Annotated in this window: 23 protein-coding genes; 12 read left to right on the forward strand and 11 right to left on the reverse strand. The window is 62.2% G+C overall.

What is annotated here, in order from left to right; genetic code table 11:
* The first annotated feature begins 265 nt into the window (after positions 1-265).
* Both IAE38_RS12080 and IAE38_RS12085 read left to right on the forward strand, forming a co-directional pair.
* A complete protein-coding gene (locus IAE38_RS12080; RefSeq protein WP_201217726.1) occupies positions 266-1,162 on the forward strand; it encodes a formate/nitrite transporter family protein in 897 nt (298 codons plus the stop codon).
* Positions 1,163-1,401: 239 nt separating this feature from the next.
* Positions 1,402-2,499 (forward strand): diguanylate cyclase, encoded by a 1,098-nt coding sequence (locus IAE38_RS12085; RefSeq protein ID WP_201217728.1) that lies wholly within the window; start codon positions 1,402-1,404, stop codon positions 2,497-2,499.
* On the opposite strand, the gene IAE38_RS12090 is transcribed toward IAE38_RS12085, so the two are convergent.
* From IAE38_RS12090 to IAE38_RS12105, 5 genes are all read right to left on the reverse strand, one after another.
* Positions 2,480-2,830, reverse strand: coding sequence for a DUF2025 family protein (locus IAE38_RS12090; protein WP_028633196.1), 351 nt, complete (start codon positions 2,828-2,830; stop codon positions 2,480-2,482). The genes IAE38_RS12085 and IAE38_RS12090 overlap by 20 nt on opposite strands.
* A gap of 143 nt (positions 2,831-2,973) precedes the next feature.
* On the reverse strand, positions 2,974-3,090 hold the full coding sequence (ccoM, locus tag IAE38_RS24160) for a cytochrome c oxidase subunit CcoM (protein WP_028633197.1): 117 nt from the start codon (positions 3,088-3,090) through the stop codon (positions 2,974-2,976).
* A gap of 143 nt (positions 3,091-3,233) precedes the next feature.
* The gene (locus IAE38_RS12095; protein WP_169338811.1) at positions 3,234-3,392 is read right to left on the reverse strand and encodes a hypothetical protein; all 159 of its coding nucleotides are present in this window, start codon (positions 3,390-3,392) and stop codon (positions 3,234-3,236) included.
* Between the two features lie 66 nt (positions 3,393-3,458).
* Entirely contained in the window at positions 3,459-3,788 is a 330-nt protein-coding gene (locus tag IAE38_RS12100) for a hypothetical protein (protein WP_028633198.1), read from the reverse strand.
* Positions 3,789-3,850: 62 nt separating this feature from the next.
* Complete coding sequence (locus IAE38_RS12105) at positions 3,851-4,543, reverse strand: M949_RS01915 family surface polysaccharide biosynthesis protein (protein ID WP_201217794.1); 693 nt, start codon at positions 4,541-4,543, stop codon at positions 3,851-3,853.
* Between the two features lie 161 nt (positions 4,544-4,704).
* Here IAE38_RS12105 and rapA point away from each other — a divergent pair, with 161 nt between their 5' ends.
* Together rapA and IAE38_RS12115 are read left to right on the forward strand one after the other, a co-directional pair.
* A complete protein-coding gene (rapA, locus tag IAE38_RS12110) occupies positions 4,705-7,551 on the forward strand; it encodes an RNA polymerase-associated protein RapA (protein ID WP_201164407.1) in 2,847 nt (948 codons plus the stop codon).
* A gap of 202 nt (positions 7,552-7,753) precedes the next feature.
* Complete coding sequence (locus IAE38_RS12115) at positions 7,754-10,018, forward strand: putative bifunctional diguanylate cyclase/phosphodiesterase (RefSeq protein ID WP_201217729.1); 2,265 nt, start codon at positions 7,754-7,756, stop codon at positions 10,016-10,018.
* On the opposite strand, the gene IAE38_RS12120 is transcribed toward IAE38_RS12115, so the two are convergent.
* Together IAE38_RS12120 and IAE38_RS12125 are read right to left on the reverse strand one after the other, a co-directional pair.
* Positions 9,918-10,805 carry an NAD(P)-dependent oxidoreductase gene (locus IAE38_RS12120; protein ID WP_201217731.1) on the reverse strand — a complete coding sequence of 296 codons (888 nt, stop codon included), beginning with the start codon at positions 10,803-10,805 and terminating at the stop codon, positions 9,918-9,920. The genes IAE38_RS12115 and IAE38_RS12120 overlap by 101 nt on opposite strands.
* Before the next feature lie 188 nt (positions 10,806-10,993).
* The gene (locus IAE38_RS12125) at positions 10,994-11,305 is read right to left on the reverse strand and encodes a DUF2288 domain-containing protein (protein ID WP_201217733.1); all 312 of its coding nucleotides are present in this window, start codon (positions 11,303-11,305) and stop codon (positions 10,994-10,996) included.
* Between the two features lie 357 nt (positions 11,306-11,662).
* On the opposite strand from IAE38_RS12125, the gene IAE38_RS12130 reads away from it, so the two are divergent.
* The 7 genes from IAE38_RS12130 (at position 11,663) to IAE38_RS12160 (ending at position 19,116) form a co-directional block, all read left to right on the forward strand.
* Positions 11,663-12,778 carry a branched-chain amino acid ABC transporter substrate-binding protein gene (locus IAE38_RS12130; RefSeq protein ID WP_028633203.1) on the forward strand — a complete coding sequence of 372 codons (1,116 nt, stop codon included), beginning with the start codon at positions 11,663-11,665 and terminating at the stop codon, positions 12,776-12,778.
* Between the two features lie 186 nt (positions 12,779-12,964).
* Positions 12,965-13,888: a high-affinity branched-chain amino acid ABC transporter permease LivH gene (gene livH / locus IAE38_RS12135; protein WP_028633204.1), complete on the forward strand. Its 924-nt coding sequence runs from the start codon at positions 12,965-12,967 to the stop codon at positions 13,886-13,888.
* Positions 13,885-15,141: a high-affinity branched-chain amino acid ABC transporter permease LivM gene (locus IAE38_RS12140; protein WP_201217737.1), complete on the forward strand. Its 1,257-nt coding sequence runs from the start codon at positions 13,885-13,887 to the stop codon at positions 15,139-15,141. Before livH ends, IAE38_RS12140 begins: the two co-directional genes overlap by 4 nt.
* Entirely contained in the window at positions 15,138-15,905 is a 768-nt protein-coding gene (livG, locus tag IAE38_RS12145; RefSeq protein ID WP_201217739.1) for a high-affinity branched-chain amino acid ABC transporter ATP-binding protein LivG, read from the forward strand. The genes IAE38_RS12140 and livG overlap by 4 nt, the downstream gene beginning before the upstream one ends.
* Positions 15,906-16,607: an ABC transporter ATP-binding protein gene (locus tag IAE38_RS12150; RefSeq protein WP_028633207.1), complete on the forward strand. Its 702-nt coding sequence runs from the start codon at positions 15,906-15,908 to the stop codon at positions 16,605-16,607. It begins immediately after the preceding gene.
* A 122-nt stretch (positions 16,608-16,729) separates the two neighbouring features.
* Entirely contained in the window at positions 16,730-17,404 is a 675-nt protein-coding gene (locus tag IAE38_RS12155; RefSeq protein WP_201217741.1) for a COG3650 family protein, read from the forward strand.
* Positions 17,405-17,508: 104 nt separating this feature from the next.
* The gene (locus IAE38_RS12160; protein ID WP_028633209.1) at positions 17,509-19,116 is read left to right on the forward strand and encodes an NAD(P)/FAD-dependent oxidoreductase; all 1,608 of its coding nucleotides are present in this window, start codon (positions 17,509-17,511) and stop codon (positions 19,114-19,116) included.
* A 90-nt stretch (positions 19,117-19,206) separates the two neighbouring features.
* Here IAE38_RS12160 and IAE38_RS12165 read toward each other — a convergent pair whose 3' ends face one another.
* Entirely contained in the window at positions 19,207-19,671 is a 465-nt protein-coding gene (locus IAE38_RS12165; RefSeq protein WP_028633210.1) for a glycine zipper 2TM domain-containing protein, read from the reverse strand.
* A gap of 144 nt (positions 19,672-19,815) precedes the next feature.
* Between IAE38_RS12165 and IAE38_RS12170 the strand changes: the two genes are divergently transcribed.
* Positions 19,816-20,049: a hypothetical protein gene (locus IAE38_RS12170; RefSeq protein WP_028633211.1), complete on the forward strand. Its 234-nt coding sequence runs from the start codon at positions 19,816-19,818 to the stop codon at positions 20,047-20,049.
* 32 nt (positions 20,050-20,081) lie between these two features.
* Here IAE38_RS12170 and pdxH read toward each other — a convergent pair whose 3' ends face one another.
* The 3 genes from pdxH to IAE38_RS12185 all read right to left on the reverse strand — a co-directional run bounded on the left by pdxH (position 20,082) and on the right by IAE38_RS12185 (position 22,982).
* Entirely contained in the window at positions 20,082-20,729 is a 648-nt protein-coding gene (gene pdxH / locus IAE38_RS12175) for a pyridoxamine 5'-phosphate oxidase (RefSeq protein ID WP_201217742.1), read from the reverse strand.
* A gap of 18 nt (positions 20,730-20,747) precedes the next feature.
* Positions 20,748-21,737, reverse strand: a complete 990-nt coding sequence (locus tag IAE38_RS12180; protein WP_201217743.1) for an OmpA family protein — start codon at positions 21,735-21,737, stop codon at positions 20,748-20,750.
* A gap of 99 nt (positions 21,738-21,836) precedes the next feature.
* Complete coding sequence (locus IAE38_RS12185) at positions 21,837-22,982, reverse strand: serine hydrolase domain-containing protein (RefSeq protein WP_201217745.1); 1,146 nt, start codon at positions 22,980-22,982, stop codon at positions 21,837-21,839.
* Positions 22,983-23,022: the final 40 nt, after the last annotated feature.

Genomic DNA, 23,022 nt, shown 5'->3' on the forward strand with positions numbered 1-23,022 from the left:
CGAGGCGCGCATTCTACGCTTTCCTCATTTGCTGTCAAGCGTTTATTTTGAGGTTTTTCAAAGACTTCCAGAGAAGCTATCAAACTCAACAACACCTGACTCGCCCCGAAGCGTTGATCGCTGCGAGGTGGCGAATAATACGCGGTTTAAATTGGGAGTCAACACCTTGATCTGAAAAAACTTTTGCAGTGCCCGGGCACTTGCGCGGCAACTAAATAAGGGCCCGGTGGATCTGTAGAGAAACCCACCACGGAGCGTAGCGGCGATGAGCGACGCGCACAGCGAGAAAACCCCGGGCTTGTCTGCGGATGAACAGCAGGAAGTCAGCGTAAACCAGCCGCCCAGGGCGGCGGTGCTGCACGAAACCATACGCCTTCAGGGCGATCAGGAACTGGAACGGACCCTGGCTGCGCTTTGGTGGTCTGCCTTGGCAGCCGGGTTGTCCATGGGCTTGTCGCTGATGGCCATGGGGCTGCTGTATTCCCGCCTACCCGACGGCGAAAGCGCCCAGGTCATTGCAAGCATCGGTTACAGCGCCGGGTTCCTGGCAGTCATCCTGGCGCGGCAGCAGTTGTTCACCGAAAACACCCTCACCGCTGTACTGCCGGTAATGACCACGCCCACCCTGGCGAACTTCGGCCGCCTGCTGCGCCTGTGGGGGGTGGTGCTGGCAGGCAACCTCGCCGGCACGCTGCTGGTGGCATGGGTAATGCTGGAGCTGCCGATCTTCGATACCAAGACCGACCTTGCCTTCCTGGAGGTGGGCCACAAGGTGATGGAGAACGACATTGGCCAGATGTTCGCCAAGGGCATTGTATCGGGCTGGATGATCGCCACCATGGTATGGATGATCCCGTCCATGGAAAATGCCAAGATCTGGATCATCCTGCTTATTACCTACCTGATGGCACTCGGCGACTTCACCCACATCGTGGTGGGTTCGGTGGAGGTGTCCTACCTGGTGTGGGCCGGCGAAGAAACCTGGAGCAGCTTCTGGCTCCATTTTGCACTGCCTACCTTGGCAGGCAATATCATAGGTGGCAGTTTCATCTTCGCCCTCATCAGCCACGCGCAGGTACGCAGCGACAGCGGCAAGCCCCCGTCGAAACTGCTCGAGGACGAAAAAGCGTCAGAACAGGACCGCGCCACTCACCAACGCTGACCCTCGCCCACCTGGCCCTGCCCCACATCAGGACCAGGTGGCACCCCCTCCTCCCGATTCCCGCGCCCCAAACCCTTGCACTTAGCAGCCGTTGCCGACAGCCAGCCCTACCCCGCCCGGCCAGTGATCGCATCAACCTTGAATTGGCCTGTAAGGCCAGTGTTCGGAGGCGCGACACTGTTTCACAATATTCATGCGATTTATGCGATAAACGGTTACCTGACAGAGATTCCACAGCCATGAACACACCCTCCGGCAAGGGCCTTTCATTCGCCAAGCGCATCTACCTGCCGCGTGTTTTTGGCATGGGCATCGGTTTATTGTGTGTGATGGCAGGCACGGCGCCGCTCTCGCCCCCTCCATGGGTGTGGGCTTTCATGCTGTTCAATGGCCTGGTATGGCCCCACCTTGCCTACCAATGGGCTGCACGCTCCGAGGCGCCCTACCAGGCAGAACAGCGCAACCTTGTGCTCGACTCGCTAATGGGCGGGTTCTGGGCAGCAGCCATGCATTTCAACCCACTGCCGACAGTCACCGTGCTGTCGATGATGACCATGAACAACGTGTCGGCCGGCGGAAAACGCCTGGTGCGGCGCGGCGCACTGGCGCAATTGGGCGGTATGGCCGTTGCTGTACTGTTGCTCGGCCCCGGGCTGGAGCTTGAGGCCACCACGCTGCAAGTCTACGCCAGCCTGCCCATGCTCACCCTCTATCCAATGGCGCTGGGCTGGGTCTGCTATCAGTTGGCAATCAAGCTTGCCGAGCACAAGCGAAGGCTTGGCGCGCTGAGCCTTACCGACAGCCTGACCGGGCTGCTCAACCATGGCGCCTGGAAGGACCTGCTGATGCTGAACTTTCAGAAATGCAGGAAACACCGCAGCGACGCAGTCATTGCACTGATCGACATCGACCACTTCAAGGCAATCAACGATACCTTTGGCCACGTCATCGGCGACTGCGTGCTGCGTCAATTGAGCGCCGAGCTGCGCCGCACCCTGCGCGAGGGCGACCAGGCCGGGCGTTACGGGGGCGATGAGTTCTGCGTGATCCTGCCAGACACCAGCGAGGCGCAGGCCTGCCAGGCGATGGAACGCTTGCGCGAGCGGGTTGGCAGCTACCGCAACCCGCAGCTGCCCACCCTCCGCATCAGCCTCAGCATTGGCCTGTGCCCGTTCGGCGCCCACCTTGATACCTCCGACACCTGGCTGGAACAGGCAGACCGGGCGCTGTATACGGCCAAAGGCGCCGGCCGCGATCAAGTAATGGTCGCGCACCGGTTGCATGCTGGCACGCAAGGACTGCACGAAATGCCAGACCTCATGTCCCTTGCCCGCTGACCTGGGCAGCCGCCTGCAACTTGCGCTCAGCCACTATCTCGGGCAGGTCACTGCGGCGCAGGTAGGCCCGTAGAGGCTCAGTGATATTCAGGCGGTCATCCACATGCTGCGCCAACAGCAAGGCAAGCCGTTCACGGCAAAGCGCCATGCGCTGCCCCTGCTCGTGGCGCCAGACGAACTCGTTGCACGGCGTGATACTGGCGTCGGCGACATCCATGCCGAACGAATCCTCGGAAAAGCGCACAATGTGGCAGCCGCGCTTGCCATGGAACCCGACAAAACCCTTGAGCTGTTCGGCAGCGCTGCAGATGTCCTGCGATGTGATGGCCATCACCTAACCTCCCGATGAAGTTGAAAGACACGTACGCCAAGCGACGCTGAGCGCACTCGCACCCTTGAATACAAAGCCTCCAGGCAAAAAAATGGGCGACCGAAGTCGCCCTAAATGCCTTGCGTGCTCGTGTACCTGAAAGGTCAGCGCCCTTTGCGCTTGTTCGAGTCCTTCCAGATGAAAATGCCCAGACCGGCAAAGAAAGCCACCATCAACCCAACTGTTACCACGCCTGCGATAACCACGTTGTCGAAGAACATGCTGGCCTCCATTCGTGTGCCGTTGTCCGATGGGGCTAAGTTAACCAATCTGCGAGCGGGGAAAATTGACCGGTGTCAATGGGTATGGAGGGTGCCCGGGGGCGGGCACAGGAGGCAGGCGCAGGCTTGACCTGCGTCAAGTTTCAGCGCTTCTTGGGCTTGCGCTTGGGCTTCTTCTTGGAGGCATTCAATGGCAAGGCCTGCTCGAACGCGTTGCGCATCTCGTTCAGGCGCTTTTCCTTGAGGTCATGCACGCGCTTGGCGCGCTCGGCATCGAAATCGATGAGGTTGTCTTGGCTCATGCTCGGGCTCGACGATCTACGGAGATTGCATGATGACGCCAGGGGCAGGCGCTGACCAGCCCTGCCTCAGACTTCGATATCAACCAGCAGGCCCTGACGCACGGGCTCCCCCATCAACGGTGCCACCGGCACCGTGTTGTCGGCATTGACCTCGTCACCCGGCACGGCACTGAAACGCTGCTGATCGCCCTGACGCCGGCGCTGTTGCTGACGGCGCTGCTCTTCACGCAGCAGCAGCTCCTGCTCCTGGGGGTCGCGCTGCTGCTTGAGATCGATGGCGCTTTCGCCGGAAGCCGGCTGCGCAGGCACCACCGGTTTGATATCCGGGGTAGGTTTTACCGGGTCCTGTTGCGAGGTCACCGGTACGGCACTGAGCGGGATGATCGGTGGCAGCATGGACGTTCTCCTATGCTCCTGTATCGGCAGGCGCGAATTGACCTTGATGTCATGGACAACAATTATTCGGCTTCGTCATCCGGGTCGTCGTCGGCTGGCGGGCTGACTTCGCTCCAGGGCCGCTTGTACACCTGCTGCCACACCGCATCCATATGGGCTCGAACCTGCGCCGATGCGGCCTTGAGCGAAGCGCTGTCCACGCGTTCGCCGCCTATCGGCTCCTCGCCGGCCGGGGTAATCAGCGACTGCCCGGTGATGGTGTAGACGGCCTGCCCCTCGCGCATCTCGATGGCGATGTCGTGGGGGTCGATCCCCCCGCCGCAGTATGCATGGCTGGCGACGGTCACTTCCGCAACGCCATCGCCATTGAGGTCGCTGACATCGCTGACGTCGGCGTAGAAGTCCACATCCAGGTCGAGGCCTGGGCAGGTGGTTTCCTGTTCGATCTGCCAGCGGGGCTTGAATGCCTCGCGCTCTGCACTGCGCCCGTACAGGGTGGCTTTCAGCACCACCTTGTCCACTTCCTGTTCGCTGTCCGGGTCGCTGGCCTGGCCATCGCTGCGGCTCAGCACCAGCAAGCCTTCGCCATCACGGTCGCGAAAGTGCACGCTCTTGATCGGCGCCTGCACCCCCAACACCTCCAACTGCTCGACGGGGATGGCAGGCAGTGTCTCGAAGTTCTTCTGCTGGCACGCGGCCAACAACAGGCAGCCAGCCACCAGGCCAGTGCTTGTCCAGTGATGCTTGGCAGACATGTTGATGAACGACCCTCGAGCAGCACGGCATGAGGCGATGAAACGGCTAGAATGACGCATTTGCCATCACCGTTCGGCGCCAGAAGGTGCACTCGGCACTTTGGTCTGGCCGGCCGATCCGTTAACATAATCGGCTTTTTCATCGCGGGAGTTCAGGCAGTATGGCGCAGCAGTATCAACCGGGGCAACGCTGGATCAGCGACAGCGAAGCAGAGCTCGGCCTGGGTACCATCCTGGCGCAGGATGGCCGCCTCTTGACCGTGCTCTACCCGGCCACTGGCGATACCCGTCAGTACTCCCTGCGCAACGCGCCGCTGACCCGCGTGCGCTTTTCCCCGGGCGACCAGATCACCCATTTCGAAGGCTGGAAGCTGACCGTACGGGAAGTCGAGGACATCGACGGCCTGATGGTCTACCACGGCCTGGACGGCCAGAACCAGCCGCGCACACTGCCAGAAACCCAGCTGTCCAACTTCATCCAGTTCCGCCTGGCCAGCGACCGCCTGTTCGCCGGGCAGATCGACCCGCTGCCCTGGTTCAGCCTGCGCTACAACACGCTGCACCACACCAGCAAGCAGATGCAGTCAGCGCTGTGGGGCCTGGGCGGTTGCCGCGCGCAACCTATTGCGCACCAATTGCACATTGCCCGCGAGGTCGCCGACCGCAGCGCCCCTCGGGTACTGCTGGCCGACGAAGTGGGCCTGGGTAAAACCATCGAGGCCGGCCTGGTGATTCATCGCCAGTTGCTGTCTGGCCGTGCCAGCCGCGTGCTCATCCTGGTGCCGGAAAACCTCCAGCACCAGTGGCTGGTGGAAATGCGCCGCCGCTTCAACCTGCAGGTCGCCCTGTTCGATGCCGAGCGCTTCATTGAAAGCGATGCCAGCAACCCCTTCGAGGACGCGCAGCTGGCACTGGTTGCCTTGGAATGGCTGGTGGAGGATGAAAAGGCCCAGGATGCGATGTTCGCTGCCGGCTGGGACCTGATGGTAGTCGACGAGGCTCACCACCTGGTCTGGCACGAAGAACAGGCCAGTGCCGAATATGCCTTGGTCGAACAACTGTCCCAGGTGATCCCGGGTGTGTTGCTGCTCACCGCCACGCCGGAGCAGCTGGGCCAAGACAGCCACTTTGCCCGCCTGCGCCTGCTGGACCCTAACCGCTTCCATGACCTGGCCGCCTTCCGCGCCGAAAGCGAGCACTATCGGCCCGTGGCCGAGGCCGTGCAGGAATTGCTGGACGACGGCCGCCTGTCGCCCAAGGCCCATGCCACCATCCAGGGCTTTCTCGGGGCCGAAGGCGAAGCGTTGCTGGCTGCCGTCAGCGATGGCGACACCCAGGCCAGCGCCCGCCTGATCCGCGAACTGCTGGACCGCCACGGCACCGGTCGTGTCCTGTTCCGCAACACCCGTGCGGCAATCCAGGGCTTCCCGGAGCGGCAGTTGCATGCCTACCCGCTGCCCGCCCCAGAACAGTACGGCAACCTGCCGGTCGGCGAGCATGCCGAGCTGTACCCCGAAGTGGCCTTCCAGGCCCAGGGAGAGGTGGCAGACGATGAGCGCTGGTGGCGCTTCGACCCGCGGGTCGACTGGCTGATCGACACCCTGAAAATGCTCAAGCGCACCAAGGTGCTGGTGATCTGCGCCCACGCCGAAACCGCGATGGACCTGGAAGACGCCCTGCGCGTGCGCTCTGGCATACCGGCATCGGTGTTCCACGAAGGCATGAGTATCCTTGAGCGTGACCGCGCCGCTGCGTACTTCGCCGACGAAGAGTTCGGCGCCCAGGTGCTGGTATGTTCGGAAATCGGCAGCGAGGGGCGCAACTTCCAGTTTGCCCATCATCTGGTGATGTTCGACCTGCCAGCGCACCCCGACTTGCTGGAGCAGCGCATCGGGCGCCTGGACCGGATCGGCCAGAAACACACCATTGAGCTGCATATTCCCTACCTGCTGGGCACGCCGCAGGAGCGCCTGTTCCAGTGGTACCACGAAGGCCTGAATGCCTTCCTCAACACCTGCCCCACTGGCAACGCACTGCAACACCAGTTTGGCCCGCGGTTGTTGCCGTTGCTGCAAGGCCAGGACAACAAGCCCTGGGATGCCCTGGTGGCAGAAGCGAGCACAGAGCGCCAGCGCCTGGAAGCCGAACTGCACACCGGGCGTGACCGGTTGCTGGAACTCAACTCCGGGGGCGCCGGCGAAGGTGAAGCACTGGTCGAAGCAATTCTGGAACAGGACGACCAGTTCGCCCTGCCTATCTACATGGAAACCTTGTTCGATGCGTTCGGCATCGACAGCGAAGACCACTCCGAGAACGCACTGATCCTCAAGCCGAGCGAAAAAATGCTCGACGCCAGCTTCCCGCTGGGGGACGACGAGGGTGTCACCATCACCTACGACCGCGCCCAGGCCCTGTCGCGCGAAGACATGCAGTTCCTTACCTGGGAACACCCGATGGTACAGGGCGGCATGGACCTGGTGCTGTCCGGCTCGATGGGCAACACCGCCGTGGCGCTGATCAAGAACAAGGCCCTCAAGCCCGGCACGGTGCTGCTCGAACTGCTGTTCGTCAGCGAAGTGGTGGCCCCGCGCAGCCTGCAGTTGGGGCGCTACCTGCCACCCGCCGCCCTGCGCTGCCTGCTGGACGCCAATGGTAACGACCTGGCCACCCGCGTGGCCTTCGAAACCCTGAACGATCAGCTCGAGAGCGTGCCGCGCGCCAGCGCCAACAAGTTCGTGCAAGCGCAACGTGACGTACTGGCCAAACGCATCAGCAGCGGTGAAGAGAAAGTGGTGCCTACCCACGTTGAGCGCGTGGCCGAGGCCCAACGCCGTCTGGCGGCTGAGGCAGATGAGGAACTGGCGCGCCTGGTAGCACTGCAGGCGGTCAACCCGAGCGTGCGTGAAAGCGAAGTCGAAGCCCTTCGCAAGCAACGTGAACAAGGCCTGGCCATGCTGGAAAAGGCGGCCTTGCGTCTTGAAGCAATTCGCGTACTGGTAGCCGGCTAGCCTAAGTTGAAACAGGAGCGGCCCTTGGCTGGCCGCTCCTGAACCTTCCCCACCCCGCATATTCCCGCCTGCTATACCTCCGATATCCAAATCGTTGAAGTCAATGTGCCATTACCCGATGATGGCCTGAGCCCCATTCCCTATACTCCCTCGGATGGTCTGCACCGATCGTGCGTGCGGATACACGATAACGGGGCGTTCCATGGAGTGGATTGAGCTACGACTGTTCGCTGACCTTCCAGCCACTGGCCATGTGGTGATGGACTGCCGACACGAACCCGTTCTGGTGCTACTGGCATACCTGGTGGCCTGGGCCGGCTGCTTTGCCACCCTGGACATGGCCGAACGCCAGTGCAGCAGCGAAAACACCGCAGCCTATCGACGTTGGGCGTTACTGGGCGCCTGTTGCCTGGCAGGCGGTATCTGGGCCATGCACTTCATCAGCATGCTCGCCTTCCAGGTGCCGCTGGAAGTTCATTACGACGTGACCCTCACCGCGCTTTCGTTGCTGATTGCGCTGATAGTTGCCTGCTGGGCGATGTACAGCTTTGGCCGGCACCAAATGCACACCCGGCACTACCTGCAAAGCGCAGCGCTGATCGGCCTGGGCATCGTGATCATGCATTTTGTAGGCATGGCGGCCATGCAAACCGGCGCAGTTCAGTATTACCGCACCGACCTGCTGCTGGTATGCGCTGTGATCGCGTTGTTCACAAGCCTGTCGGCCTTGTGGCTGGCCCGCTACTTCCGCAAAGGCAGCGGCAGGCTGCACCAGTCAATGAAATATGCTGCCAGCCTGGTGATGGCGGGGGGCATCGTTGCCACCCATTTCACCGCCATGTCGGCCATGACACTGGTGATCCCAACGGACATGGCAATCCGCCTGCCGTCTGCTGACAACAGCCTGCAACTGGGGCTGGGCGTGGGCTTCATTACCCTGCTGATCAGCGGCGCCAGCATCAGTGCGGCGCTGGCTGACAAAAAGCTGCAGAGCAAGGAGCATGACCTGCGCCGGGTCAGTGTGCTGCTTGGCCAACTGGACCAGGCCCGTGCCTCCCTGCAACAGGCTGCGCACTACGACGCACTGACCAGCCTGGTCAACCGACGAGGCTTCAACCAGGTCTTTGCCGAGCGCCTTGCCGAGCATCAGGCTTGCGAAGGCCGCATGGCAGTCATGTGCCTGGATATCGACCATTTCAAACGTATCAATGACAGCCTCGGCCACCCGGCCGGCGACCGCTTGCTGACCGTGATCGCCAGCCACATCAAGGCCGCCACCCGTAGCCAGGACCTGGTCGCGCGCCTGGGGGGCGACGAGTTCTGCGTAGTCACCAGCCTGAGCGGGCGCGAGGAGGCACAACACCTGGCACAGCGTATCCTGCAGCGCATGAAGGACCCCATTGACCTCGGTGGCCGGCGCATGGTGATGACCACCAGCATTGGCATCAGCCTGTTTCCAGACGATGGCACCAGCGCCGAAGAACTGATGAAAAATGCCGACCTGGCCCTTTACCAGTGCAAGGCCAATGGCCGCAACGGCTGGCATTTTTTCGACGACAGCCTCAAGACCCAGGCCACCCTCGCCCTGCAGTTGGAAGAGGAACTGCGCCTGGCGTTGCTCGAAGAGCACGGGCTGACTCTGCACTACCAACCCATTTTTGATGCCCGTACTGGCCTGGTGGCCAAACTTGAAGCCCTGGTTCGCTGGCAACACCCGCAACACGGGTGGCTGGGGCCTGACCGTTTCATCGGCATTGCCGAAACCAACGGCCTGATCATCGACCTGGACCTGTGGGTGCTGCGCCGCGCCTGCACCGACCTTGCCCTGCTGCAGCGCCAGGGGGTTGGTGGCTTCAAGGTCACGGTCAACTGCTCGGCCGTGACCCTCAGCCACGATGCCCTGCCCAATGAGGTGGAGCGGGTGCTGGCCGAAACGGGCCTTGCTGCCACACTGCTTGAGCTGGAAGTCACCGAAAACGCCCTGATGGGCGACATGCAGCGCACCGTCAACGTGCTCAAGTGCATACGCGCACTGGGCGTGACGCTTTCCATTGACGACTTCGGCACCGGTTACTCGTCATTGGCTTACCTCAAGCGCCTGCCACTGGATGTGCTGAAGATCGACCGTACGTTCCTGCAAGACGTACCGCACAGCCTCAAAGATTGTCAGATCGTCCAGGCGATTATCGCGATGGCCCACACCCTGCACCTGCAGGTGGTAAGCGAGGGTGTGGAAAAGGCCGAACAGCAGGCGTTTCTACAGGATCACGGCTGTGACTGCCTACAGGGTTACCTGCTCGGCCGGCCGGCTGCACTGGCCGAGCTGCGCCCGCTGTTGCTACGCCTGCGCCCACCGGCGGTGACCCTTACGGCTTGCTCCGGTACTGCTCCACCAAGGTCGACGGATCCTGGTCCAGAAAACCCTGGCTTGCGTGCAGGCGCATCAACTGCGCGGCGAGGCCACTGATCGGGGTTGCAGCGCCCTGCTCGCGGGACAGCTTCACCGCGTTGTCCAGGTCCTTGAGCAATGTGCGAACGTGCCATTTGATCGGTTGGTAGGTGCTCGCTGCCATCTGCGGGGCGAGTATCTGCAGCGGCTTGGAGTCGGCGAAACCACCCGCCAGTGCTTCAGCCAATAACCGGGTATCAACACCTGAACGTTCAGCCAGAGCAATCACCTCGGCAATCACCAGGGCGTTGCAGGCCACGATCATCTGGTTGCAGGCCTTGGTGACCTGCCCAGCCCCCACTGCGCCCATATGCGTGACCCGCTGCCCCAATACCTGCAGCACCGGTTGGGCGCGGTGCAGGTCGTGCACGTCACCGCCCACCATGATCGCCAACGTACCGGCTTCGGCACCAGGGGTGCCGCCGGATACGGGGGCATCCAGCCAGGCCATGCCGCACAGCGCTGCCAGCTCGGCAGCCATCTCACGCGTGGCACCGGGTTCCAGGCTGGACAGGTCGATCAGCAACTGGCCACTGCGCCCGCCTAGCGCAATACCGGCCTCGCCAAACACCACCTCGCGTACCACCGCGGTGTCCGCCAGGCACAGCAGTACCATATCGGCATCACGGCTCAGTTCGGCAGGGCTGGTGGCACGCCGTGCCCCGGCTGCGACCAGCGCGTCGCACTTGTCGGGGCTGCGGTTCCACACCGTCAACGGGTACCCGGCAGCCAGCAGGCGCCGGCACATGGGCAACCCCATCAAACCGATACCGGCAAAGGCCAACGAGGGAAGATCAGTGCTCATCATGACTCCTGGCAGTGGCTAACATCTCGGCAGCCTATCTCGAATGCCCAATGCCGGGCCAGCCACCGCCGCTTTACGCATGCCGTAAACTGTTACCGCCACGCCGAATTGTTACTTACCTCTACCCACCTTGAGCATAAACGAGCACTGCAACGGTGCGACTGCGAATTTGCGCGCACCAAAAACGATCACACCCGCGCTGCGCCTTTGACCTGTATCACGATGAACGGCGACACCACCACCGCCCAGATCTCTGGGTCGCGGGTTTGCAGGTCAAGCGCCTGATCGGCAGAGACTGGCCCCACAGTGCCATCACTGCGCCATTTGGCGAACAGATCGCTGCGGTTTTCAGCCATCGCTTCGGCCACAGTGATCAGGTCCAGAGCAGGGTCGACCCAAATCAGGTCACCCTTGGCCCAGAAGCGCTCCAGCGCTTTCCACTCAATGATTGCCGTCTCACCCAGCAATTTGGCATAGAGGGTGCTTGTTTCATCCGTCATGGGTGGTATCCGCAAAAATAGCCAATAACAAAGGCCGGCATTTTTGCAGAAAAACCCGGTTTCAAATATGCAATTTGGTCGATTGGCCCCGCATTGGTGGGGCCTGGCTGCAGAATCAGGCTTTGTAATGGCGCCTTTCTGTACTTTTGTGTCAACCAAGCGACAACCCGCGAAATAGGCACTTTTCGACCGCTTTTCAAGCGCTCGGGCAGCGCTCTACACTGTACCGGTACAGTTCCGGGACATGTTCCGGGGAAGGTGGGCTTGCGCGTAGGCATGACCGCGCCGCAAATCCCGCCCGGTCTGTAGCCCTGGCCGCCAGGACTATAAGAATTACAACAGAATGAGTGGAGCACTATGATCAAGATTTCCAAGCTGTTCGCCGCAATGGTTCTGGCCGGGGTAGCCAGCCATTCGTTTGCCGCCGATACCATCAAGATCGGGATCGCCGGGCCCAAGACCGGCCCTGTGACCCAGTACGGCGACATGCAGTTCATCGGCGCCAAGCAGGCCATCAAGGACATCAACGCTGCAGGCGGTGTCGACGGCAAGATGCTCGAAGCCAAGGAATACGACGATGCGTGCGACCCTAAACAGGCCGTAGCGGTCGCCAACCGCGTGGTAAACGATGGTGTCAAGTTCGTCATCGGCCACCTGTGCTCCAGCTCTACCCAGCCAGCCTCCGACGTTTATGAAGACGAAGGCATCATCATGATCACCCCGGCCGCAACGTCGCCGGAAATTACCGCTCGCGGTTACAAGATGATCTTCCGCACCATCGGCCTGGACAGCGCTCAGGGCCCAGCGGCAGGCAACTACATCGCTGACCACGTCAAGCCCAAGGTCGTGGCCGTGCTGCACGACAAACAGCAATACGGTGAAGGCATCGCCACTGCGGTCAAGCAAACCCTGGAAGGCAAAGGCGTCAAAGTTGCCGTGTTCGAAGGCCTGAACGCCGGTGACAAGGACTTCTCGTCCATCATCCAGAAGCTCAAGCAGAACAACGTCGACTTCGTCTACTACGGCGGCTACCACCCAGAGCTGGGCCTGATTCTGCGCCAGGCGCAGGAAAAAGGCCTGAAAGCCAAGTTCATGGGCCCGGAAGGCGTGGGCAACGACTCCATCTCGCAGATCGCCCAGAATGCCTCCGAAGGCCTGCTGGTCACCCTGCCGAAGTCGTTCGATGCCGACCCGGAGAACAAGAAGATCGTCGACGCCATCAAGGCTGACGGCAAGGACCCAAGCGGCCCGTTCGTGTTCCCGTCCTACTCCGCCGTTGAGCTGATCGCCCAGGGCATCAAGAAAGCCGGTTCCGAAGATACCGACAAGGTGGCAGCCGCCATCCACGCCGGCACCTTCAAGACCCCGACTGGCGAGCTGTCCTACGACGCCAAAGGCGACCTCAAAGACTTCAAGTTCGTGGTCTACGAATGGCACTTCGGCAAGCCGAAGACCGAAGTCTCCCCTCAGTAACACGCGTGACTAATAGCTGACCGTAGAAGCCCACTGTGCGAGCAGTGGGCTTTGTTTTACGAGGTTCATGGGCCCGCCCCCGCGATCCGGGGGCGGGCTCACCTGAAAATCTTAAAACCGTCACCCGCGGTTTCCTGGCCATACCCCGGCCAGCGAAATGCAAATCAGGTTTTTAGGAGCGCTGTAATGCCTGAGATCTACCATTTCTTCCAACAACTGGTTAATGGATTGACCATCGGCAGCACCTACGCCTTGATCGCCATCGGCTACACGATGGTGTACGGCATCATTGGCATGATCAACTTCGCCCACGGCGAGGTTTACATGATTGGTTCCTACGTGGCCTTCATGGCCCTGGCGGGTCTGGCCATGATGGGTATCCATTCGCTGCCGATCCTGATGACCGTGGCCTTCGTCGCGACGATCTGCGTCACCAGTGCCTATGGCTACAGCATCGAACGGGTTGCCTACCGCCCATTGCGCAACAGCAACCGGCTGATCCCGCTGATTTCTGCCATCGGTATGTCGATTTTCCTGCAGAACACCGTGTTGCTTTCGCAAGACTCCAAGGACAAGTCCATCCCCAACCTGATCCCCGGCAGCTTCTCGTTCGGGCCAGGGGGCGCGGAAGAAGTCCTGGTGTCCTACATGCAAATCCTGGTGTTCGTGGTTACCCTCGTGGCCATGACCTGCCTGACCCTGTTCATCTCCCGTTCCCGCCTGGGCCGCGCCTGCCGCGCCTGTGCCGAGGACATCAAGATGGCCAACCTGCTGGGCATCAACACCAACAACATCATCGCCCTCACCTTCGTCATTGGCGCCGCCCTGGCTGCCGTGGCGGCCGTGCTGCTGAGCATGCAGTACGGGGTGATCAACCCCAACGCCGGTTTCCTGGTGGGCCTGAAGGCCTTCACGGCAGCGGTACTGGGCGGCATCGGCAGCATTCCGGGCGCCATGCTCGGTGGGCTGGTGCTGGGTGTGGCCGAAGCGTTCGGCGCCGACATCTTCGGCGACCAGTACAAGGACGTGGTTGCGTTCGGCCTGTTGGTTCTTGTCCTGTTGTTCCGGCCGACCGGCATTCTGGGCCGCCCGGAGGTTGAAAAAGTATGAGCAGAAATCTCAAACAGGCGTTCTTCAGCGCCTTGCTGGTGTGGGCCGTGGCCTTCCCGGTACTGGGCCTGAAACTGAGCATCGACGGCATCAGCCTGGCCGTGCACAGCCAGGGCTCATTCACCCTCAGCATCATTGCCGTGTGTTCGGTGCTGATGTTCCTGCGGGTGCTGTTCGACAAGCAGTGGAGCTCGGTGATGGGGCGCCGCTCGGATCGCAAGCTGATCCCGCCGGCCGTCAGCAACTACCTGACACTGCCCAAAACCCAACGCTGGGTGATCATGGGCCTGATCGTGGCTGCGCTGGTGTGGCCCTTCTTCGGCTCCCGCGGTGCGGTGGACATCGCCACGCTCATCCTCATCTACGTGTTGCTGGGCCTGGGCCTGAACATCGTGGTGGGCCTTGCCGGGCTGCTCGACCTGGGCTATGTCGGCTTTTACGCCGTAGGCGCCTACACCTATGCCATGCTGTCGCACTACATGGGCTGGGGCTTCTGGATATGCCTGCCGATCGCCGGCCTGATGGCCGCCACGTTCGGTTTCCTGCTCGGTTTCCCGGTGCTGCGCCTGCGCGGTGACTATCTGGCGATCGTGACCCTGGGCTTTGGCGAGATCATCCGCCTGTTCCTGCGTAACCTCACCGACTGGACAGGCGGCCCCAACGGCATCAGCAACATCCCCAAACCCGAATTCTTCGGTTTGACCTTCGAACGCCGCGCGGCTGAAGGCATGCAGACCTTCCATGAATTTTTCGGGTTGCAGTACAACTCCATCAACAAGGTGATCTTCCTGTACCTGGTGGCGCTGTTGCTTGCCTTGCTGGCACTGTTCGTCATCAACCGCCTGCTGCGCATGCCCATCGGCCGTGCGTGGGAAGCGCTGCGCGAAGACGAGATTGCCTGCCGCGCACTGGGGCTCAACCCAACCGTGATCAAGCTCTCGGCCTTCACCCTGGGTGCCTGCTTCGCCGGATTCGCCGGCAGCTTCTTCGCTGCGCGCCAAGGCCTGGTGACACCGGAGTCGTTCACCTTCATCGAGTCGGCGATCATCCTCGCCATCGTCGTGCTCGGCGGCATGGGCTCACAACTGGGCGTGATTCTCGCGGCCATCGTGATGATCCTGCTGCCGGAGCTGATGCGTGAGTTCAGCGAATACCGGATGCTGATGTTCGGTGCGCTGATGGTGTTGATGATGATCTGGCGTCCGCAAGGCCTGCTGCCTATGCAACGTCCCCATATGGAGCTGCATCGATGAGCCGTGAAATTCTGCAAGTCAGCGGCCTGAGCATGCGCTTCGGCGGCTTGTTGGCGGTCAACGGCGTGGCCCTGACCGTCAAGGAAAAACAAGTGGTTGCGCTGATCGGCCCGAACGGCGCCGGCAAGACCACGGTGTTCAACTGCCTGACCGGCTTCTACAAGCCCAGCGGCGGCACCATCCTGCTCGACGGCCAGCCGATCCAGGGCCTGGCCGGCCACCAGATCGCCCGCAAGGGCGTGGTGCGGACCTTCCAGAACGTGCGCCTGTTCAAGGAAATGACCGCGCTCGAAAACCTGCTGATCGCCCAGCACCGTCACCTGAACACCAACTTCTTCGCCGGCCTGTTCAAGACCCCGAGCTTCCGCCGCAGCGAGAAGGAGGCCATGGAGCGCGCCCAATACTGGCTGGAGAAGGTCAACCTGACCGAGTTCGCCAACCGTACCGCCGGCACCCTCGCCTATGGCCAGCAACGCCGCCTGGAAATCGCCCGCTGCATGATGACCCGCCCGCGCATCATCATGCTCGACGAACCGGCCGCAGGGCTCAACCCCAAGGAAACCGAAGACCTCAAAGCGCTGATCGCCTACCTGCGCGAGTCGCACAACGTGACCGTGCTGTTGATCGAGCACGACATGAAGCTGGTGATGAGCATTTCCGACCATATCGTGGTGATCAACCAGGGCACCCCCCTGGCCCACGGCACCCCCCAGGAAATCCGCGACAACCCTGAAGTGATCAAAGCCTACCTGGGGGAAGCGTAAATGCTGAAGTTTGAAAACGTCTCCACCTTCTACGGCAAGATCCAGGCCCTGCACAGCGTGAACGTAGAGATCAACCAGGGCGAAATCGTGACCTTGATCGGCGCCAACGGCGCCGGCAAGTCGACCCTGCTGATGACCCTCTGCGGCTCGCCCCAGGCGCACAGCGGCAGCATCAAGTACCTGGGAGAGGAACTGGTCGGCCAGCCCTCTTCGCAGATCATGCGCAAGAGCATTGCGGTGGTGCCGGAAGGCCGCCGCGTGTTCGCGCGCCTGACTGTCGAGGAAAACCTGGCGATGGGCGGCTTTTTCACCGACAAGGGCGATTACCAGGCGCAGCTGGACAAGGTGCTGCAGCTGTTCCCGCGCCTGAAAGAACGCTACACCCAGCGCGGTGGCACCATGTCCGGTGGCGAGCAGCAGATGCTGGCCATCGGCAGGGCCTTGATGAGCAAGCCCAAGCTGTTGTTGCTGGACGAACCCTCGCTGGGCCTGGCACCGATCATCATCCAGCAGATTTTCGACATCATCGAACAGTTGCGCCGCGATGGCGTCACCGTGTTCCTGGTGGAGCAGAACGCCAACCAGGCGCTGAAGATCGCTGACCGCGCCTATGTGCTGGAAAACGGCCGAGTGGTAATGCAGGGCACCGGCGAAGGCCTGTTGACCGACCCGAAAGTGCGCGATGCCTACCTGGGCGGTTGAGTGAACGCTGGGGGCTGCGCTGCGGCCCCCAACCCCCTGACACCCAACCATTAACTTGAGATCCACCACCAGCCTGAGTAACGTGACCGGCTCTTTGGCCACGATTCTCCGGAGCCCGCCCCATGCGCCTCACCCCCACCCTGCTCATCACGGCACTGCTGCCCCTGTTCGCCGGCTGCCAACTCATGGGTGAAGCCCCTGCCGACCCCAATGTAGGCACTACCCGCATGCAAGGTGAACTGCGCGCCGCCGGCGGCCACCTGCTGTTCAAACCGTGCAACGAAAGCCGTTCGTTCATCGTCAACGATGCCGCGGCTACCGGCATCCTGCAAGAAGCCGCCAACCTTGCCAAAAGCGCCAACGACACGCTGTTCGCCGACGTGCGGGGGCGCCTGACCGGCAGCAAGCAGGCCAATACCGATGGCCAACTGGATGTACGACGCCTGTACCGAGTGGAGTCCACTGCCGGCGCCTGTGCAGACCCGAATTTCAAGCAACTCACCTTGCGCGCCAGCGGGCACACACCTGACTGGGACCTCAAGGCCAGCGGCCGTGGCATGGTGCTGAACCGCGCCGGCCAGCCTCCCCTGCCCTTGCCCTTTCTGGAGGAACAGGTACCCGGCGGCGGCCTGACCCTGACCAGCGAGGCCAATGGGCAACAGGTAGAACTGTGGGTTGCGCCACAGCGCTGCGTAGACCCGGCCACCGGTACCGTCAACCATCTGCGGGCCGAACTGCGTATCGATGGCACCACCCTGCAAGGCTGCGGTTACTATGGCGGCGCGCGCGACGACTGATGACCGGGTGCTTTAAACCTGCCAGTCAGGGCGGCTAACAGCTTATACTTGGCGGTTTGTGTTAAGCCGCCGGCCGCCCAATGGCCGGGATACTGGACCCTGCCATGCTACGAATCACCGAACTGAAGCTGCCCCTGGACCACCCCGACGAAGCGCTGCGCGAGGCCATTGTCCAGCGCCTGGGCATTGCCGACGCGCAGTTGCTCAGCTTCAACCTGTTCAAGCGCAGCTACGATGCACGCAAGAAAAACAGCGAGTTGCTGTTCATCTACACCATCGACCTGCACGCCAGCAACGAAGACGAACTGCTGGCCAGGTTCGCTGACGATCGCAACATCACTGTGGCACCTGACGTCACCTACAAATACGTGGGCCAGGCGCCGGCCAACCTGCCGCAACGTCCAATCGTGGTCGGGTTTGGCCCCTGCGGCATTTTCGCGGGCCTGCTGCTGGCACAGATGGGCTTCAAGCCGATCATTCTCGAGCGTGGCAAGGAAGTGCGCCAGCGCACCAAGGACACCTGGGGCCTGTGGCGTAAAAGTGTGCTCAACCCGGAGTCCAACGTGCAATTCGGCGAAGGCGGCGCCGGCACCTTCTCCGACGGCAAGCTGTACAGCCAGATCAAAGACCCGCAGCACCACGGCCGCAAGGTGCTGGAAGAGTTCGTCAAAGCCGGTGCACCGGACGAGATCCTGTACATCAACAAGCCCCACATCGGCACGTTCCGGCTCACCGGCATGGTCGAGCAGATGCGTCAGGAAATGATCGCGCTGGGTGCCGAAGTACGCTTCGAACAGAAGGTCACCGACCTGCTTAGCGAAGGCGACCAGCTGACCGGCGTGGTACTGGAAAGCGGTGAGCAGCTGCACGCCCGCCATGTCGTTCTGGCGCTGGGCCATAGTGCGCGCGATACGTTCCGCATGCTGCACGCAAAGGGCGTGTTCATGGAGGCCAAGCCGTTCTCAGTAGGCTTTCGTATCGAGCACCCGCAAACCCTGATCGACAAGGCTCGGCTAGGCAAGTATGCCGGCCACCCGAAGCTGGGCGCAGCCGACTACAAGCTGGTGTACCACGCCAAGAATGGCCGTTCTGTCTACAGCTTCTGCATGTGCCCGGGGGGCACCGTGGTAGCGGCCACCAGCGAACCGGGCCGTGTGGTCACCAACGGCATGAGCCAGTACTCGCGTAACGAGCGCAATGCCAACTCGGGTATCGTCGTGGGCATCGACCCCGAGCGCGATTACCCGGGCGGCCCCCTGGCCGGTATCGAACTGCAGGAGCGCCTGGAAGCCCACGCTTACGTGATGGGCGGCAGCAACTACCAGGCCCCGGCGCAGTTGGTGGGGGACTTTGTCGCAGGCCGCCCGTCGACCGCGCTGGGCAGCGTAGAGCCGTCCTATAAGCCGGGTGTCACATTGGGCGACCTTGCCCCCAGCCTGCCAGCGTTCGCCATCGAAGCTATCCGCGAGGCGTTGCCGGCGTTCGACCGGCAGATCAAAGGCTACAACCTGCACGACGCCGTGCTCACCGGCATCGAGACGCGGACCTCGTCACCGCTGCGCATCACCCGTGACGAACGCTTCCAGAGCCTGAACATGAAGGGGCTGTTCCCAGCAGGTGAAGGCGCAGGTTACGCAGGCGGCATTCTGTCGGCAGGCGTCGACGGGATTCGTATTGCCGAGGCAGTTGCCCGGGATATGCTTGGCCTCTAACAAGGTTTCGCGCGCGGCTGCCCTTTAGCAGGCAGAAAAAAAACCCCGGCTGGCCCATGCCAGCTCGGGGTTTTTACTGCGTGCCGCTCGTCAGTGGGATACGCGGCTGGTGCCATCGACGGTCATGATGCGTACCCGGTCACCCACACGGAAGATTTCGTTTTCCTGCACGGCCTGTACATAGGCACGCATGCTGCCGTCGTCTTCACGCACGGTGATTTCTACACCCTGGGTGCGCGTAATGCCTTCTTCGGCGGCAGAGCCAGCAAGGCCACCCGCCACAGCACCGATAACGGCCGCTACGATACTGCCGCGCCCACCGCCCACGGCGCTACCGGCCAGGCCACCGACAACGGCGCCAGCGCCGCCGCCGATTGGGGTCTTGGTGCCTTCGATCTTGACGGGGCGCAGCGATTCGATGGTGCCCATACGCACGGTTTGAACACGGCGGGCTTCGTCGCGCGAATAGCTGTCACCGCTCAGGCTTGAGGCACAGCCACCCAGCAGCAACGACATGGTGGTAAAGGTCGCCAACAGCAAAGCGGATTTACGCATGGGTACAATCTCCAGAGGTCAGGTGTTCATTAGACGCTGCACGTTGACGGCTGTCACGACGCAAACGTCATAAAATTGTTTTCATTCAGCTGGCGTACAGACGCACCGCTGCATGCAGCCATTCAATTCAGACCAAGGATAGCCATGGATTACTTCATCGTCGTGGTCGCCACCGTTGCGGGGCTGTATTTCCATGGGTGGTTGTACGTGCGCATGCGCCGCTGGATGGACCGCGACCTGGCGCTGTCGCTGGCCGGCACGGACCCGCAAAAGCAGGCGTACATGCTGCAAAGGTTGCAGCAGGCACGCGTGGAGAAGGTGAAGCGCAAGCAGCTGGCCGGGTGGCTGCAACGTGAGGCGGCCGCCTACCCCGGCTGAGCTGACGAGGGGCCGCCATGCAGCCCTGGGCATCAGGGCGCCAGGCGCTCCCGCAGCCATTGCCCATCGACACTGCGGTAGTTCAAGCGGTCGTGCAACCGGCTTGCACGCCCTTGCCAGAACTCGATTCGCTCCGGCAGAAGGCGGTACCCGCCCCAGTGTTCCGGGCAATGGGGCTGGGTGTCGGAAAAGCGCGCTTCGGTGGCCATGACCAGGGCCTCCAGAGCCTCACGGCCAGCAATGACCTGGCTCTGAGGCGAGGCCCAGGCGCCCAGGCGACTGCCCATGGGGCGCACCTGGTAATAGTCGTCGGACTCCTTGGCCGTTACCTTCTCCACCCGGCCTTCAATACGCACCTGGCGCTCCAGCGCCGGCCAGAAGAAGGTCATCGCGGCAAACGGGTTTTGCCGCAGTTGCTGCCCCTTGGCACTGTCGTAGTTGGTGAAGAAGGTGAAACCGCGCTCGTCCAGCCCTTTCAACAGCAACACCCGGCAATGCGGGCGCCCCTCACCGTCCACCGTGGCCAGGGTCATGGCATTGGCCTCGACAGGCGCCTGTTCGGTTTTTACCGCGTCGCCGAACCATTGGTGAAACAAGGCAAAAGGCTCCGCCGGGGCCTGGGCCTCGGCCAGGCCATCACGGGTGTAGTCGCGGCGCATATCGGCCAGGGTTTGGGTCATTGCTGCGTTCCTTGACGATCAGTTGGTCTTCGCAGGGCTGTTGGCAGCTACTTTCTTGTCGGTGGTAGCCTTTTTGGCCACCGGCTTGGCCGGGGCGGCTTTTTTCTTGGCGGGTGCTTTGGCAGACGCCTTGGCCTTGGCTGCTGGCTTCTTGGCCGCGGCCTTGGTTGCGCTCTTGGCCGCAGGCTTGCTCTCGGCCGCCTTGCTAATCGGGGCCTTGGCATCCTGCGCCGCGACCATGGACGCCGGCGCCGGTGCCGGGGTTGCCTGCTGATATTTGGTCAGCAGTGCGACCATGGTGTTTTGCGGGGTAAGCAGCATTTCCACACGGCGGTTGAGGGCGCGGCCTTCTGCACTGTCGTTGGCGGCACGCGGCATCACCGAACCCATGCCCTTGAGTATCAACCGATCACGCTGCAAACCGCTAAGGCGGAAGATGGCAGACACGGAAGCAGCGCGTTCCAGGCTGAGCTTCTGGTTGGCTACTGGCACACCGCTGGTATCGGCGTGGCCCAGGACCAGCACGGCTGTCTTGGGGTCACCTTCCACCGTCTTGGCCACGCGGGTGATCGGCCCCAGGGTCATGGGCAGCAGCATGTTCGGGCGGTCCGGGTTGTAGGAACCGTCCACCGGCAGCGTTACGACCAGCACGTTGTCGCGCCGCTCCAGCTCCAGCTTGCTGTCCTTGATCGCCTCGCGCAGTTTGGGCTCGTACTCGTCCAGCCAGGCTTGGGTGGCCTTCTGGTCGATCTTCGGCACCACCGGGCCCTCTGCCTGTTTTTCTTCGTTGCCAAACGGCCACCACCAACGGCTGCCGCTGCTGGACTTGGCGTCAGCCTTGGCCACATTCTCGGTGACCGCCTGCTTCACTTCCTGGTCGGCGACCTTGTCCGAACCGAACGGCCACCAGCTCGAACTGGCACTTTTGGCGGTGCCCTGGGATTGGCTGGCGCAGCCGGTAACAGCGGCCAGGCACAGGGCGAGTGCTAAGGTTTTATGTGAAGACATCAGCGATACACCATGAATTAGAAAGAAATTTTGCCCACACTCTTCAGGCATTGGCATTGAGGATAGTCAAAGAGCCTGGGCAATACTCGCATTACCCGATCAAAGGCATTGCGCAAGTACCTGCACCAGTTTCTGCGCCCGCGGGTCCATCAACACGTAGGGCCCCAGGGTGTTGACGACGAACCCGAAGGCTACATCATGTTCAGGGTCGGCAAACCCCACCGAGCCGCCGGCACCCGGGTGGCCGAAGGCGCGGGCACCCAGGCCGAAGGTGGCGTTGGCCACCTGGGGCTGATCGAGCATGCAGCCCAGGCCAAAGCGCGTCTGGGTCAGCAGGGTGCGGTCCTGGCCCAGGCTGTGCTGGCGGGTAAGCTCGTCAAGCAACTCGGACTCCAGCAGGCTGCCGTCCAGCAAGCCCGCATAGAACCCGGCAAGGCTTCGTGCGTTACCGTGGCCATTGGCGGCCGGCTGCTGCATGCGCCGCCATTCCGGCTTGTTGGTACTGGTAAGGATGGCCGGGGGGTTGGTGAAGGCGCGGGTCGACAACGCGTGTGGTTCGCGCAGGGTTACCTGCAGCAGCCGCTGCGCCGCTTCGTCGCCCGGGTTGCCCTTGCCTCGGGCGATGTGGGCCACCCGCGCGAACTCCTGGTCATCCAGGCCAACATGGAAATCCAGGCCCAGGGGGCGAGCCGTGCGCGCTACGATCGAATCACCCGGCGCGCGCCCGTCTGCGCGGCGGATCAGCTCACCGATCAGCCACCCGTAGGTGATGGCCGCATAGCCGTGCTCGGTACCCGGCACCCACCAGGGCTCCTCTCTGGCCAGCACATCGACCATGGCCTGCCAGTCGTACAGCGCCTCGGCAGGCAGCACCTCACGGATAGCAGGCAGCCCGGCCCGGTGGCTGAGCAATTGGCGCAGGGTAATCGCCTGCTTGCCAGCCTGGGCAAATTCAGGCCAGTAATTGGCGACCGGTGCATCCAGGTCGAGCTTGCCCTCGCCCACCAATTGCAAGGCCGTGACCGCGGTGAAGGTCTTGGTGCATGAAAACAGGTTGGCGATGGTGTCACTGTGCCAGGCCTGCTGCCCGTCCCGGTCGGCAGTGCCCGCCCACAGGTCCACGACCGTCTCGCCACCCACCTGGATGCACAGCGCGGCACCCCGCTCCTGGGGGTCGTCGAACAGGGCGGCGAACGCCTCGCGCACCGCTTCGAACTTCAGTTCATAGTGACCCTGGATCTGCACCCGCTGTTCTCCGTACGGCACATTGCGAAAATGGCGTGCA

It is taken from the genome of Pseudomonas sp. S32 (assembly GCF_016648095.1).
Lineage (GTDB): Bacteria > Pseudomonadota > Gammaproteobacteria > Pseudomonadales > Pseudomonadaceae > Aquipseudomonas > Aquipseudomonas parafulva.